Annotated in this window: 12 protein-coding genes; 6 read left to right on the top strand and 6 right to left on the bottom strand. The window is 73.8% G+C overall.

Translation table 11 applies throughout. The annotated features are described in order from the left end of the window. Window positions 1-24: 24 nt before the first annotated feature. Both MQE23_RS40545 and MQE23_RS40540 read right to left on the bottom strand, forming a co-directional pair. Window positions 25-261 carry a hypothetical protein gene (locus MQE23_RS40545; RefSeq protein ID WP_020272109.1) on the bottom strand — a complete coding sequence of 79 codons (237 nt, stop codon included), beginning with the start codon at window positions 259-261 and terminating at the stop codon, window positions 25-27. Between the two features lie 42 nt (window positions 262-303). Further along, a complete protein-coding gene (locus MQE23_RS40540; protein ID WP_020272110.1) occupies window positions 304-1,113 on the bottom strand; it encodes an SDR family oxidoreductase in 810 nt (269 codons plus the stop codon). A gap of 125 nt (window positions 1,114-1,238) precedes the next feature. Between MQE23_RS40540 and MQE23_RS40535 the strand changes: the two genes are divergently transcribed. The 4 genes from MQE23_RS40535 (at window position 1,239) to MQE23_RS40520 (ending at window position 6,036) form a co-directional block, all read left to right on the top strand. After that, window positions 1,239-2,279 carry a PHP domain-containing protein gene (locus MQE23_RS40535; RefSeq protein WP_037668724.1) on the top strand — a complete coding sequence of 347 codons (1,041 nt, stop codon included), beginning with the start codon at window positions 1,239-1,241 and terminating at the stop codon, window positions 2,277-2,279. A 51-nt stretch (window positions 2,280-2,330) separates the two neighbouring features. After that, window positions 2,331-2,996, top strand: a complete 666-nt coding sequence (locus MQE23_RS40530) for an HAD family hydrolase (protein WP_020272112.1) — start codon at window positions 2,331-2,333, stop codon at window positions 2,994-2,996. 616 nt (window positions 2,997-3,612) lie between these two features. Then, window positions 3,613-4,761, top strand: a complete 1,149-nt coding sequence (locus MQE23_RS40525) for an aromatic acid exporter family protein (protein ID WP_243382916.1) — start codon at window positions 3,613-3,615, stop codon at window positions 4,759-4,761. Between the two features lie 246 nt (window positions 4,762-5,007). Continuing rightward, complete coding sequence (locus MQE23_RS40520) at window positions 5,008-6,036, top strand: SDR family oxidoreductase (protein WP_243381785.1); 1,029 nt, start codon at window positions 5,008-5,010, stop codon at window positions 6,034-6,036. Between the two features lie 105 nt (window positions 6,037-6,141). Here the strand turns inward: MQE23_RS40520 and MQE23_RS40515 are convergent, their stop codons facing one another. The 3 genes from MQE23_RS40515 to MQE23_RS40505 form a co-directional block, all read right to left on the bottom strand. After that, window positions 6,142-6,414 carry a hypothetical protein gene (locus tag MQE23_RS40515; protein ID WP_020272115.1) on the bottom strand — a complete coding sequence of 91 codons (273 nt, stop codon included), beginning with the start codon at window positions 6,412-6,414 and terminating at the stop codon, window positions 6,142-6,144. Between the two features lie 90 nt (window positions 6,415-6,504). After that, window positions 6,505-7,491, bottom strand: a complete 987-nt coding sequence (locus MQE23_RS40510; protein WP_020272116.1) for an aminoglycoside phosphotransferase family protein — start codon at window positions 7,489-7,491, stop codon at window positions 6,505-6,507. Window positions 7,492-7,521: 30 nt separating this feature from the next. Next, window positions 7,522-10,704: a cytochrome P450 gene (locus tag MQE23_RS40505; RefSeq protein ID WP_243381783.1), complete on the bottom strand. Its 3,183-nt coding sequence runs from the start codon at window positions 10,702-10,704 to the stop codon at window positions 7,522-7,524. A gap of 151 nt (window positions 10,705-10,855) precedes the next feature. On the opposite strand from MQE23_RS40505, the gene MQE23_RS40500 reads away from it, so the two are divergent. After that, window positions 10,856-11,500 (top strand): PAS domain-containing protein, encoded by a 645-nt coding sequence (locus MQE23_RS40500; RefSeq protein ID WP_243381781.1) that lies wholly within the window; start codon window positions 10,856-10,858, stop codon window positions 11,498-11,500. Here MQE23_RS40500 and MQE23_RS40495 read toward each other — a convergent pair. Beyond that, window positions 11,440-12,354: a DUF3626 domain-containing protein gene (locus tag MQE23_RS40495; RefSeq protein WP_020272119.1), complete on the bottom strand. Its 915-nt coding sequence runs from the start codon at window positions 12,352-12,354 to the stop codon at window positions 11,440-11,442. The two genes, MQE23_RS40500 and MQE23_RS40495, sit on opposite strands and share 61 nt — an antisense overlap. Window positions 12,355-12,441: 87 nt before the next feature. On the opposite strand from MQE23_RS40495, the gene MQE23_RS40490 reads away from it, so the two are divergent. Continuing rightward, on the top strand, window positions 12,442-12,936 hold the full coding sequence (locus tag MQE23_RS40490; RefSeq protein WP_243381780.1) for an FBP domain-containing protein: 495 nt from the start codon (window positions 12,442-12,444) through the stop codon (window positions 12,934-12,936). Window positions 12,937-12,979 lie beyond the last annotated feature (43 nt).

Raw genomic sequence — 12,979 nt, 5'->3', positions numbered from 1 at the left:
GGGGACCTGGTGCACTGTCGGGGCCTAGTGCACTGTCCAGGTGAACTTGTCGCCGCCGACCCAGCGGACCACGTCCGGATCGTCCAGGTCGTGGACCGTGATGCCGAACGCGGCGGCGGCCGACAGTACGTCGGTGATGGCCTTGGCCTCCCCGACCACCTGGCCGTCGATCTGCACGATCCGGAACGGCGGTGTGCCCGGCTGTACCCCGAGCACCATGATCCGCGGGTGGGATATGTACGGGCTCCAGCTTTCGGTCATGCATCGAGCGTAGAACGCAACCGGCGGTAGTGCCGGGTTCAGTCAGGGGCGGCGCCAGTCGTCGCTCGTCAGGTGCGAGCCGGCCTGCGGGCCCATACGGAGCATGCCGCCGTCGACGCTCCAGGAGGCGCCGGTGACGTACGAGGCGTCCGGGCCGGCGAGGAAGGCGATGACGGCGGCGACCTCGCGGGCGTCGCCGGGCCGTCCCAGCGGCACGCCGGGGCGGTTCTCGGTGTGCGGGTCGGTGTCCTCCTGCCCGGTCATGGGCGTGGAGATCTCGCCGGGGGCGACGGCGTTGACGGTGATGCGGTACTCCGCGAGTTCGAGCGCCATGACCTGCGTGAGCAGACCGAGACCGCCCTTGGCCGCGCAGTACGGGGCGGCGCCCACGCGCGGCTGGTGCTCGTGCACGGACGTGACGTTGACGATCCGCCCGCCGTCGCCCTGCCGGATCATCTGCCGGGCCGCCTTCTGCCCGCACAGGAACGGCCCGACCAGATCGACGTCCAGGACCTCGCGCACGTCGGAGAGCTCCAGGTCGAGGAAGGGCGTCATGGTGCCGGTGCCGGCGTTGTTGACCAGCACGTCGAGACGGCCGAGGCGCTCGCACAGCTCGTCGACGGTGTCGGCGGCGTCGGGCAGCCGGGTGAGGTCCATCCGGGCGACCTCGGCCCGCTGCCCGTACGCCCGGACCTCCTCGGCCGTCTCCTCCGCTCCCTTGTGGTCGCTGTGCCAGGTGATGCCGACGTCCATGCCCGCCTGGGCCAGCCGTACGGCGGTGGCCCTGCCGATGCCGGAGTCGGCGCCGGTGATCACGGCGACCTTGCTGGGCGGCGCGGTGGGAGCGGACATGGCGGGGCCTCCTCGTCGGGGCGTTCGGGACGAGGCATCGCAGTACCCGGGTGCCTACCGGGCAAACCGCGCGCCCGTCGTGCGGCCCGCCGGGCGCTGGGGAACCCTTGACGGTGGAGGTGGCGATGGATCCCGTCGAGGCACTGGACCGGATCGCCTTCCTGCTGGAGCGGTCCCTGGCACCGACGTACCGCGTGCGCGCCTTCCGTACGGCGTCCCGGGTGCTGAAGGAACTGGGCGCGGACGAGGTGCGCCGACGGGCGGACGCCGGCTCGCTGGAGTCGCTCAAGGGGGTCGGCCCGAAGACCGCGCAGGTGGTGCGGGAGGCCCTGGCCGGTGAGGTGCCGGGCTATCTGCGCAAGCTGGAGGGCGAGGCCAAGGAGCCGCCGGCCGTACGGGGCGGCGAGCGGCTGCGGGCGCTGCTGCGCGGCGACTGCCATCTGCACTCCGACTGGTCGGACGGCGGCAGCCCGATCGAGGAGATGGGCCGGGCCGCGGCGGCGCTGGGGCACGAGTGGGCGGCGCTGACCGATCACTCGCCGCGCCTGACGGTGGCCCGCGGGCTGTCGGCCGAGCGACTGCGGGAGCAGCTGGACGTGGTGGCGGAGCTGAACGAGACCTGGGCGCCGTTCCGGCTGCTGACCGGCATCGAGTGCGACATCCTCGAGGACGGCTCGCTCGACCAGGAGCCGGAGCTGCTGGACCGGCTCGACGTCGTCGTGGTGTCCGTGCACTCCAAGCTGCGCATGGACGCCCGTTCGATGACCCGGCGGATGGTGGCCGCCGTCCGTGATCCGCACTCGGACGTGCTCGGGCACTGCACGGGGCGGCTGCTGACCGGGCGGGGGCGGCCCGAGTCGGAGTTCGACGCGGACGAGGTGTTCGCGGCGCTCGCGGAGACGGGCACGGCCCTGGAGATCAACAGCCGGCCGGAGCGGCTCGACCCGCCGCGGCGGCTGCTGCGCCGGGCGGTGGACGCGGGAGTGCTGTTCTCCGTCGACACCGACGCGCACGCGCCGGGGCAGCTGGACTGGCAGATCAACGGGTGCGCGCGGGCCGAGGAGTGCGGGGTGCCGTCGGAGCGGGTGGTGACGACGTGGTCCCTGGAGGAGCTGCTGGCCTGGACCCGTGAGCGGCGGGTGCCGTCCGGCGTGACGGGCGGCTGAGGTGGTACCCGGGCGGGCCGGAGAGCGGGCCGAGAGGAAGGGATCGTAGGCATGGCGAAGTCGGGACGGGCGGCCGTGTTCGACGTCGACGGCACACTGGTCGACACCAACCACCTGCACGTCGTGACGTGGTGGGAGGCCTTCCGGCAGGCGGGCCACGACGTGCCGATGCACGCCATTCACCGGGCCGTGGGCCTGGCCTCCACCGACCTCGTCGCGCACCTGCTCGGCGAGGACCGGGACACGGACCAGGACGCGGGGATCAGCGCGGCGCACAAGGCTCTGTACGGGCAGTACTTCGACCGGTTGCCGGCGCTGCCGGAGGCGGGGGCGCTGCTGCGGCGGCTGCACCGGGACGGCTGGACGGTGGTGCTGGCCACCTCTGCCGGTGGCGCGGAGCTGAGCGCGCTGCGCCGGGCCATCGACGCGGACGACGCCATCACCGCCACGGCCAGCGCCGACGACGTGGACGCGGGCAAGCCCGCGCCCGAGCCGGTCGAGCACGCCCTGGGCCTGGCCGGGGTGCCGGCGGAGCGGGCGGTCTTCGTCGGGGACACCGTGTGGGACATGCGGGCGGGCAGCCGCGCCGGGGTGCGCTGTGTGGGCGTCCTGTGCGGCGGCATCCCGCGCACCGACCTGGAGCAGTCCGGCGCGGACGCCGTCTACGCCGACCCCGCGCACCTGCTGTCGTCCCTGCGGGACGGTCCGCTTGCATGAGGCGGCGTGAAACCCCCGGTCACGCGGATACTCGCCGCGCATGACGCGTGTGAGGAGTGTGGTTCGACGGGCGGCTCACGCCTTCGGCCGCCGCAAGGACGAATCCGCGACGGCGAACGACACCGGCCCCTCCGGGGGGCCGACCCGGGGGGCGGGACCCGACGAGGCGACGGACAGCCGGACGGCCCGGGGGAAGCGGTCCGACGACCCGGAGGACAGCCTGTCGGCCCGGGAGACGGGGCCCGACGGGACGAGCGGCGACCGGACGGCCCCGGAGGAACGGCCGGACAGGGCGACAGCCAACCCCTCGGCCCGCAAGGCGGGACCCCACGAGACGAACAGCAGCCGGACGGCCCCGGAGGAACGGCCGGACAGGGCGACAGCCAACCCCTCGGCCCGGGGGGCGGAGCGCGACGAGACGCGTGGCAGCCGGACGGCGCAGGGGACACGGCCCCACAACGCGACGGACGGCCGGGCGGCCGGGGAGGCGTCGTCCGGCCGGGTGACGGACAGCTCGTCGGCCCGGGAGGGGCGGGCCCGGACGGCGGCGGACAGCCGGGTGACCGCCGATGCGTTGCGGGCGCGTATGGAGGATCTCGGGCAGGGGGTCCGCTCCATGCGGCCGCTGGATGCCGTGCGGCGGGAGGCGCGGACGGCCGTGCATGCCGTGCGGGCCGCCTGGCGGAAGCCCGGGCGGGAGCGGGACCTGGTCGTCCAGTCGCTCAAGGCCGCCGCTGCGGCGGTGATCGCCTGGCTGGTGGGCGGCGTCTGGATGGGCGACCCGCTGGCCCTGATGGCGCCGTGGGTCGCGCTGGTGCTGGTGCAGGCCACCGTCTACAGCTCGCTGGTGCAGGGCGCACGGCAGTTCGGGGCGATCTGCGTCGGCACCGTGCTGGCCTCGGCGGCGCTGGCCCTCACCGGCGACACGACGGGCGCGCTCGCCCTGTCCGTCCCGGTGCTGATGCTGCTCTCGAACTGGCCCCGCTTCGGCGACCAGGGCATCTACGCGGCGACCACGGCCCTGTTCACCCTCACCTCGGGCATGGCCGGCCTGGACGGCGTCGGACACCGGGTGGGGCAGGCGGCGCTCGGCGCGGTCATCGGCGTCGCCGTCAACGCGATCGTCCTGCCGCCGATCCATCTGCGGGACGTCCGGGAGAACCTGGCGACCCTCGCCCGGCAGTCGGGCGACGTGCTGCGCTCCGTCGCCGCGGACCTGTACGACGGCGACTGGGACGCACAGACCGCCGCAGGCTGGCTCAACGCCTCGGCACGGCTGGAGCACCATCTGGACGCATTGCGCTCGGCACGCCGCTGGAGCCAGGAGAGCCTGCGCCTGACCTACGGCCCGCTGCGCGCCCTGCACCGCGTTCCGCACATGCCCCTGCCGCCGCCGGACGAGGACGAACGCCTCGGCCGCGTCACCGGGCACGTCACCGCCCTGACCCGGGCGCTCGCGGTGGCCGTGGACGACAACCGCACGCCCGCCCCGCCCGAGGCCGCGGCCCTTCGCTCGTACGCGGATCTGCTGGACCTGCTCGGGGGCGTCTGCAACGCGGAGGCCGACCGCCTGCTCAACGGCAGCGTGGACCCCCGCCCGGACGACGAGAGGGAGGAGAGGATGCGGGAGCTGCACCAATACTTGCAGGAAAGGCTGCGGGAGCACGCCGGGCTGGGCGCCGCGCACACGGCGGTGCTCGGCACGCTGCTGCTCCAGGCCGAGAACCTGTGGGCCGAGATCCTTCCGGGGCACGAGGAGCGGTGACACACATCACCGCTAAGGAGGTCCGAGCCCGGAACACCCCAAGGTAGTTCCTCGTTGAACAACACGTGGGTGTGGACGGGACAGTGTCCCGGGACTCACGCCCACCTCCAGAGCCGCCCCGGCCGTGATTCCCCCGTCCGGCCGGGGCTTTCCTCTGCCCGCGCGCGATCGGCTGCGCAGGTGCATTCGGCCCGACCCGGGTACTCGGTCATCCCCGAGGACGGTCGCGGCCGAGAGGAGCGGATCGTGAGCAGCGGAACGGGCATGAGGATCGTCGTCACGGGCGCCACCGGCAACGTGGGCACCAGCGTCGTGCGCCTCCTCTCGGAGGATCCGGAGGTCACGTCCGTGCTGGGCCTGGCCCGGCGGATCCCCGACTGGTCGCCGCCGAAGACGGACTGGTCGGCGGTCGACCTGGCCTCCGAGGAGTCCGATCTGGACGAGCAGTTCCAGGGTGCCGCCGCGGTGGTCCATCTGGCCTGGGCGTTCCAGCCGACGCACGACCCGGCGGCGACCTGGCGCACCAATGTGCTCGGCAGCATGCGGGTGTTCGAGGCGGTGGCCGCCGCGGGCGTGCCGGCGCTGGTGCACGCCTCGTCGGTCGGCGCGTACTCACCGGGCCCGAAGGACCGGGCGGTGGACGAGTCGTGGCCGACGCACGGCTGGCCGGACGCCGCGTACTGCCGGGAGAAGGCCTATCTGGAGCGCGCGCTGGACACGTTCGAGCGCGACCACCCCGAGACGCGGGTGGTGCGGATGCGGCCCGCCTTCCTCTTCAAGCGGCAGTCCGCGAGCGAGCAGCGCCGGATCTTCGGCGGGCGTTTCCTGCCCGGCCCGCTCGTCCGCCCGGAACTGCTGCCCTTCCTGCCCGACATCCCGGGGCTGCGAGTGCAGGCGCTGCACACGGACGACGCGGCGAACGCGTACCGGCTGGCCGTGCACTCCGACGCCCGGGGTGCCTTCAACCTGGCGGCCGAGCCGTCGGTCGACGCACAGGTGCTGGGCGAGATGCTCGGTGCACGCCCGGTACGACTGCCGCGCACCGCGGCCCGTTCGGCGATCGCCGCCGCCTGGGGCCTGCACCTGCTGCCCGCCTCCCCGCACCTGTTCGACGCGGTGCTGCGGCTGCCCCTGATGGACTGCACGCGTGCGCGTGCGGAACTCGGCTGGCGGCCGGAGCGTACGGCGACGGAGGTGCTGGAGGAGTTCTTCCAGGGCCTCCAGCAGGGCGCGGGCGCCCGCACGGAACCGATGCGGGGACGCAAGGTGGGCTGACCGCAGGTCCCCGCCACCACCGAGACGGCTGATGGCCACCGAGACGACCGATGGCCGCAGCCGGCCCTCACGGTCGGCTGCGGCCATCGGCGCTCAGGCGGAGGATCAGGCGGAGGACTCGTCCGGCGCCGGATGCTCGGGGTGGACGGCTCCCGAGCGCGGTTCTCCCTGCCGTCCCGTCCCCGCTTCGTCGGTGTCGGGAACATCGTCGACAGGCTCGTCGGCCTCGTCCCCGTCGTCCTCGCGGTCCTTGCCGGTGCCCGTGAAGCGCGGGGCGACCTCCCACGGGTCCTCGCCGGCGTCGGCCTGCTGGTCCGGCATGTCCCGCGGCACGGGGTCACCGTTCTCGCCGGGTCCCTCGAAGCGGTGGTCGGTCACGGCGTGCTCCCTTCACTGGTCCGGGCGCCACGCGAGTACCTCCGCGGTGACCTGAGAAACCTCAGCGCGGAGCCCGCTCCAGCAGGGTGTTCACGATGTCCGCTCACGGGGAGGCCGAGAGGCCCCCTCGATCTCGTCCAGAGCCGCGACCAGCTCCGGAGCGACCGCCTCCTGCACCCAGCGCTCCTGTTCCTCTCCGACCTCGCGCGGAATCGTCTCGGTGAGCATGATCAGGTACAGGTAGGCGCGGTACAGGGCCAGCCGGAGGCGGGCCGGAGTGTCGAAGCGGGCCCTGCCGCCGGCCTCCCGGTAGCCCGCCAGGAACGCCTCGTCCTGCCTGATGTCACCCAGCAGCGCCAGGGAGACGAAGTCGGCCAGGGGATCGCCCCAGAACATGCGCTCCCCGTCGATGAGGCCGCCGATGCGGGCGTCGCCGCCCGAGCGGTCGACCAGGATGTTGCCCCGCCACAGGTCGAAGTGCACGAGGCACGGGACGGTGACCTCGTCGAGGGCGCCGTACGCCGACCGGGCGGTCCGGGCCACCGCGTCGACGGGGCGGGGCAGCCGCGCCCCGTAGCGCCGGGCGTCGTCGAGGACGGCGTCGAACATCGTCGTGAACGCGGTCCGCCAGTCGGGGGCGAGCGGGCCCAGGGCGCCGGAGGGATAGCCGAAGCCGGGGCCGGTCACGCGGTGCAGCCGGGCCGTCCGGCTTCCCAGCTCCCTGCGCAGTGCGGTCTGTTCCGCGTCGGTGAGCGTGCCGTCCCAGGTGTCGCCCGGGCAGGCCGTCATGAGCAGGAAGTCGTCCCCCATGGACACCAGCCGCGGTGCGGGGACTCCGGCCTGGGCGGCCGAGTGGTAGAACTCGGCCTCCGAGACGAGGAGCCGGCGCTCGTGCCGGAGGCCGGGGGTGGCCGCGGCGGGCGGGATCTTGAGTACATAGCGGGTGCCGTCGGTGAGGCGGAGTTCCTCGACGGTGTTGTACGTGCCGCCGGTCAGCGGGGCGAGGTGGGCGAGGTGGCCGGGATCAAGGCCCGCCGCCTCCAGGATGTGCCGGGCCCGTTCCCAGGAGTCCACCACTGTGTGCCCACCCCTCCCCTTCGCCTCCGGTCAGCCGGCCGCGTACACGTCCTCGACGTAACGCCCGTCCGCGACCAGCCCGTCGAGCCACTGCTCGGCGGCCGTCTCGTCGGCGCCGGGCGTGTGCTTGCGGTACAGCGTACGGAACGCCTCCCGCACTCCGGGCGCCATCCGCGAACCGTCACCGCAGACGTACACCCGCGCTCCGGCGGCCAGCAGGGCCCAGACCTCCTCGGCCTCGGCGGCGATGCGGTGCTGCACGAACCGCACCTCGCCCTCGGGGGTCTCGCTGAAGGCGGGGCGGAGCGAGACGGCTCCGGCGGTCTCGGCGGCGCGCAGCTCGTCGGCGTGCAGGAAGTCGGCGTCGGGCGCGTCACACCCGAAGTAACAGACGGCCGGGCCGAGTTCGGCACCTGCCGCGAGGGCGGCCGCGCGGTCGGCGATGGCGCCGCGGAACGGGGCGAGGCCGGTGCCCGCCGCGACCATGACGACGGGTGCGGATCCGCCGGTGGCGTCGATGCGGAAGGCCTCGCGGCACGGCTGCACGCGCGCGTACACCGTGTCGCCGGGCTCGACCGTGGCCAGGTGGCCTGATCCGGTGCCCCGGTATACGCCCCTGCCCGAGCGGGCCGGTGCCTCCAGCAGCGACACCATCAGGTCCACGTGGCCGGCGTCGACGGCGGGCGAGGAGGAGATGGAGTAGTGGCGGGGGCGCAGCGGCGTGAGGAGGTCGAGGAGCTGCGGCCAGTCCAGGGCGCCGCGCAGGGCCGGGTGGTCCTCGATGATCTCCACGAGGGTGCGCGGGTCGTCGGTGAGGGCGGCCAGGGCCGTGCGCTCCGGCGGGCACGGGTTGGCGGCGGCGAGCACGGCCAGTTGCCCGGCGCTGGGGCGCTCCTGCAACTCCACGTGATGGGTGAGGAGCTGACGTACCGTCACGGGGCGGTCGACGGCGATTGAGTCGCGGCGCGGGCGGGTGGCGCGGATGTCCAGGACGGTGTCGAGGTCGGCGCCGAGCGCGGCGGCGGCGCGGGTGACGAGGTCCGGGTGGTTGGCGGGCAGCACGGTGAGGTGGTCGGCCGTGCCGTAGGTGACGCCGTCCGGGAGCGCGACGCGGACGAACCGCTTGCGGCGTGCGTAGCCGGGTGCGGTGAGGTCGTACGCCTCGGTGACCCGCATGGGGACGAGCTCGTGCCGTTCGGCGAGGGCGTCCAGTGGGCCGCCGGTCAGGGCGCGGACCTCGTAGGCGGCCGTCGGCTGGGGTTCCGGGGTCGTGGCGTCCGGGTCGCCGTACCGCTCCAGCAGGGCGATGCGGAGGGCCGTCGTGAACTCCCGTACCGTGCCGGTGAGGTCACCGGAGGCGTCGGCGGCGGCGCGGTCGAGCAGCCGGGCGGCGCCGGACTCCGCGAGCCGCTCGTCGATCCGGGTGGGGACGTGCTGGTAGGTGGCGGCCCAGTTGCGGTCGCCGACGCCGAGGACGGCGTACGTCACGCCGGACAGGTCGTGGGTCTCCTCCAGCCAGGCGGCGAAGGCGGTGGCGTCGTCGGTGGGGCGGCCGTTGTAGGAGGCGGCCGTGATGACGACGGGCCGGTCGGTGGGCAGGCCGCCCGCGCAGGCGTCCAGGGGTGCGACGTGGGTTTCGCAGCCGACGGCGGCGGCTTCGTCGGCGAGTTGGGCGGCGAAGTCGCGGCAGGTGCCGTAGTTGCTGCCGTGCAGGAAGAGGGCGGCGGTGCCGGGACGGACGCGCGCGGGCAGGCCCTGCGGTTCGGCCGACCGGGAGTCCTGGGCCGGGGCGGCGCCGGGCAGCGGCGTGTGGGCACGGTCGGCGGCCGTGCGCGGGGTGAGCGTGAGGGTGAAGCCCTCGGGCTTGAGGGTGAGGGTCTCCTTGACGTGGAGCCGGTAGTCGGCGTGGTCGCTCAGCCGGTAGCGGTGGACGAGCATGGCCAGCAGCATGGTCGCCTCGTGCAGGGCGAACTGCCGTCCGATGCAGGCGCGCTCGCCGGTGCCGAACGGCTTGAAGGCGTGCACCGGGCGCTCCGCCTCCGCCTCCGCGGAGAAGCGGGACGGGTCGAACAGCTCGGGGTTGTCCCCCCACACCGGCTGCCGGTGCAGCATCGGCGTGAGCACCAGGGCGGACTGCCCGGCGCGCAGCGGGACGCGGCCGCCGAGCAGCGTGTCCTCGCGGGCCTCCCGGGAGAAGACGGCGGCCGTGGGCCACAGCCGGAGCGCCTCGTTGAGGACCTGGCGGGTGTAGGTGAGCCGGCCGATCTCGTCGTACGTCGGCTCGGGATCGTCCTGGTCGCCCCACAGCTCGTCGACCTCGCGCTGCACGAGCTGGAGTGCGGTCGGGTGCTTGGCGAGGTAGTACAGGGCGAAGGACATGGCGCCGGAGGTGGTCTCGTGGCCGGCGATGAGGAAGGTGATGACCTGGTTGCGGATGTTGGCGGCGTCCAGCGTGCTGCCGTCGGCGGGGTGCTCGGCGGTGAGCATGAGGCCGAGCAGGTCGTCGGCCTGGCTCTGGTCGGTGCCGGTGCGGGCGGCGATGACGTCGTCGACGACCTGGGCGAGATAGGCGGAGTCGTCGCGGAAGGCCGCGTCCTGCGCCGAGTAGTCCTTGCCCGGGACGCGCGCGAGGCGGGTCATGCTCCACTCCAGGCAGCGGACCATCGACTCGACGAAGGGGTGCGGCTCGGAGCGCTCGAAGGAGCCGAAGTCGTAGCCGAACCCGGACAGTCCGATGGTGTCGAGGGTCATGCGGGTCATGTCGCCGGGCACGTCGACGGGCTGCCCGGCGCGGGCGTCGCGGTCCCAGGACGCGATGAGCCGGCGGGCCACCTTCAGCATCACGGGGTGGTAGGTCCGCATCGAGCCGAGCGCGAAGGCGGGCATGAGGATGTCGTGCGCCTTGGCCCAGTTGGGCTCGTCGTTGTACGCGGTGAACAGGCCGTCGGCGGCGAACTCGCGGACGTTCTCCAGGCCGGGCCCGATGTGCTTGGCGAACCGCTGCTCGTCCGCGAGCTCGGCCACGAGGTCCAGGTCGCCCACGAACAGGGTGTCGCGTCCGTACAGCCGCCGCACGAACACGGGCCCGTGCTCGCGCATCAGGTCCATGGCCTGCTGGATGGGCGCGTCCCCGGGTCCGGTGCCGGAGATGTCGGCGACGGGGACGCCGGAGAGGCCGTCTGCGGGCCGGGGGGTCTGTGCGGTGGGGCGCATGACGCGACAACTGCCTTTCGCGGTACGGAAGTACTGCGATCCAGCGTGATCCACGGGACCCGGCGGGCCGCGCCGCCCCCCTACATGATTGTGTAGTACAAGCAGATGCGTCGCTCTTGCGCGGGGCGGCCCGGCATGGCAGGAGAAGCTCGTGGACCAGCCCCGGCAGGAGGCCGTGACATGGCGCAACCGCGCCCTGCTCCTCTTCGACCGGATCGCGATGCCGGTCGCGGTGTGCGATGTGTACGGCGCGGTGCTTTTGGCCAATCCGGCGATGGCCGCGGAGTGCGGTACGACGCCGGGGCGGCTGCGCGGCCGTGACGTGCTGGACCTGTTCAGCCCGCGGGAGGCCACACAGGTGGAGCGCATCGCCGAGGCCCTGCGGCTGCGGCACCGCTCGCGCTACCAGGTGTCGGTCTGCTGGGAGGCACCCGGCGGCACGGAGCGGTACGGGGAGCTGACGGCGGACCCGGTGAGCGACACGGCGGAGGACACACCGGCGCTGCTGGTGATGCTGCGCGTGGAGGGCGAGCGCGCCCCCTCCCCCGCCCCGCCCGCCGAGCAGGACCGGGTCACGCCCATGGAGGCCCGCATCCTGGCCCTGCTGGCGGCCGGCGCCACCACGGCCCGGGCCGCCCGCGAGACCGGCCTCACCACCGACGGCGTCACCTACCACCTGCGCCGCCTGTCCTCCCGCTGGCACGCCGCCAACCGCACCCAGCTGGTGGCCCGCGCCTATGCGCTGGGGGTGCTCACCCCGGGGGTCTGGCCGCCGGAGGCCCCGGCCGCGGAGTAGGCGGTGCCCGCTCCCTCCGGGGCTCCGAAGCGGGCGAGGGTGTGCCACACCTTCTTCAGGTCCTGGAGTTCGTACCGGCCCGTCCGGGCCGCGTCGCCGATGACCCGCGGGTCGACGAGGCCGTCCCGGGCGATCCGCGCCCCCAGTTCGGCGTACTCCCGGCCGCGGTAGTCGGCGTGGCGCCGCAGTCCGGCCACCGTGATCCGGTAGCCGGGGTGCCACTCGACGGGGCAGGGCAGGCGCCGGGCCGCGGCCTCGACCGGTGTGCCGCGGTAGCAGGCGTCCAGCACCAGTGCCTCCACGTCCCGGGCGAGGTCGACGCCGCCGTGCACGTGCGCCTCGATGTAGTCGTCGAGGGCGTCCCGCTCGTCCGCCTCGGCCAGCGCGATGAGCGACATGCCGGCCGCCACGCCGAAGTCGGCGGGCTCGGCGGCGCTGTCGGGGTAGCAGAACGTGGCGCGGGTCAGGGCGCCGGCGCGCAGCCGGAAGTGCGAGGAGCCGAAGCGCGGCGCCGCGCCGACCACTTGCCGGCGGAAGTTCAGGGCGCCGTAGACGGGCCGCTCGTGGGCGGTCGCCTCGTCGTACACCCCGCCGAAGATACGGCTCTCCCAGCGCCACCGGTCGCCGCCGGGGCGGGCCGTCAGACCGCCGTTGCCGGTGCCGGTGACGAACTGCGAGTGGTAGGCGCCGTCCCGGGCGAGCGCCACGAGGATCGGCACCCCGCCCGCCGACCGGTCCGGGTGGAAGTTCAGTGTGATCCGCACGTCCGGATCGACGGCGGGCCCCGACGAGCCGCCCGCCACATGGCGCAGCGCCGCCCGGGCCCGAACCGACGCGACCTCACGAAAATCCACTGGCTCCCCCTCCGTCGATGCTTTTACCCTGACACCACAAAACCTAGGACCCCTAGGTTTCGCCCGACGACGACCAGGAGCCCTCCCATGAGATCACTCACCGAACACGACATCCGCAACTCGTTTGTCAACTGCTCCAAGGGAGAGGCCAAGCGTCTGACCGTCCCCCGGGACCTCGCCGAGCGGCCCTGGGACGATCTCGGCTTCCTCGGGTGGCGCGATCCGGGGGCGCCCGACCGGAGTTATCTGGTCGCCGAGCGCGAGGGGCGGCTCGTGGGGCTGGCGATGCGGTTCCAGGCGGCGCAGCGGGGCTTTCTGCAGCGCAGCATGTGTTCGCTGTGCCTGACGACGCATCCCCGCGGCGGTGTGTCGCTGATGACCGCCCGGAAGGCGGGAGCGGCCGGACGTGAGGGCAACTCCGTCGGGGCGTACATGTGCACCGACCTCGCCTGCTCGCTGTACCTGCGCGGGAAGAAGGTGCCGGAGAGCGGGACCCGCTTCGACGAGAGCCTCACCCTTCAGGAGCAGATCGAGCGGACCCGGAGCCATCTCGCCGCCTTCCTCGACAAGGTGCACGCCTGAGGCCCTCGGTCGCCCGCGGTTTCCCCCGGCGTTAACGTCCTTC

This window comes from Streptomyces sp. HP-A2021, from assembly GCF_022807935.1.
GTDB classification, from domain to species: Bacteria; Actinomycetota; Actinomycetes; order Streptomycetales; family Streptomycetaceae; genus Streptomyces; species Streptomyces afghaniensis.
The sequence above is the reverse complement of the archived record's forward strand: the minus strand, read 5'-3'. Positions and strand labels throughout refer to the sequence as shown.

Coding starts and splice junctions, on each gene's coding strand:
- MQE23_RS40535 (WP_037668724.1), top strand. CDS start 1,239: ATGGATCCCGTCGAGGCACTGGACCGGATCGCCTTCCTGCTGGAGCGG.
- MQE23_RS40545 (WP_020272109.1), bottom strand. CDS start 261: ATGACCGAAAGCTGGAGCCCGTACATATCCCACCCGCGGATCATGGTG.
- MQE23_RS40525 (WP_243382916.1), top strand. CDS start 3,613: ATGCGGCCGCTGGATGCCGTGCGGCGGGAGGCGCGGACGGCCGTGCAT.
- MQE23_RS40490 (WP_243381780.1), top strand. CDS start 12,442: ATGAGATCACTCACCGAACACGACATCCGCAACTCGTTTGTCAACTGC.
- MQE23_RS40530 (WP_020272112.1), top strand. CDS start 2,331: ATGGCGAAGTCGGGACGGGCGGCCGTGTTCGACGTCGACGGCACACTG.
- MQE23_RS40540 (WP_020272110.1), bottom strand. CDS start 1,113: ATGTCCGCTCCCACCGCGCCGCCCAGCAAGGTCGCCGTGATCACCGGC.
- MQE23_RS40505 (WP_243381783.1), bottom strand. CDS start 10,704: ATGCGCCCCACCGCACAGACCCCCCGGCCCGCAGACGGCCTCTCCGGC.